1 protein-coding gene and 1 pseudogene are annotated in these 905 nt (G+C 74.7%); both read right to left on the bottom strand.

The features are described from left to right. Window positions 1–367, bottom strand: a pseudogene (locus QMK34_RS26480) (transglutaminase TgpA family protein); the annotation flags it as partial. Further along, on the bottom strand, window positions 364–905 hold a 542-nt coding region (locus QMK34_RS26485), incomplete at its 5' end, for a DUF58 domain-containing protein (RefSeq protein ID WP_326417115.1). The pseudogene QMK34_RS26480 and the gene QMK34_RS26485, both read right to left, overlap by 4 nt.

Consider the following 905-nt stretch of genomic DNA (forward strand, 5'->3'; position numbering starts at 1 on the left):
GCACGAAGAGCAGGACGGTGGCATCGGGCCGCGCGGGCCAGGTGGACTGCAGCGCCAGCCGCCACGAATCGGTGACGCCCGCGACCCGCCCGCTGACCGTCTCCCCGGTCGGCAGGCCGGACGACGTCGTCGGCCAGAGCACGGTTTCGGTGACAGCGAGCAGCCCGGCGACGAGAGCAAGCACCGGCCGCCAAGGCTCCAGCGCCGCCTTTCCCGAGCACAGCGCGGCCACGGCGAACACCACGGCCGCGACCACCCCGACCGGCAGCAGCAACGCGCCGAGGCCGAAGACCGGCGCGAACAGCAGGCCCGCTATCGCGACGCTGAGCGCCACGCAGGCGGTGGGCAGAATCCGGGCGGCCGTCATGTCGCGATCTCGTTCCAGCGGCGAACGGCCTCCACCGCGGTCGCCGCCGCGACCACCCGTGCCCCGGCGACCACGCCCTGGCCCCGCGCGGTCTCGGACAGCGCGATCAGGAAGATCACCCCGAACCGCCGTCGCATCAACGCCAGCGCGGCGGGCTCGGCGAGACCGCCACTGACGACGACGAGCGAACCGCCACCGGACCCACGGCTCGCGGACAGCACCGCGGGCATGACCGTCCCCGTGCTCCCACCGTCCTGCCCCAGCTCGCACAGCTCGTCGAGCAGGCGCCGCGCGGCGGGCGGGCCGCCAGCGGTCGGCATGTCCAGGCCAGTCGAGGTGACGAGCCTGCTGTGATGACCAGCCAGCGCGGACGCGACGAGCAGCGACGCGGCGACATCGACGGCCTCCTCGAAACCGGCGGGCGGCAGCGAACCGGCCCGGTCGTCGAGCAGCAGGGTGAACCGCGGCTGCCGCGGGTCGGTCAGGTCGCGCCCCCTCAGCCTCCCGGTGCGCGCCGTCGCCTTCCCGTGCAGAAGCC

Source organism: Amycolatopsis sp. H20-H5, from assembly GCF_035828755.1.
GTDB lineage: Bacteria > Actinomycetota > Actinomycetes > Mycobacteriales > Pseudonocardiaceae > Amycolatopsis.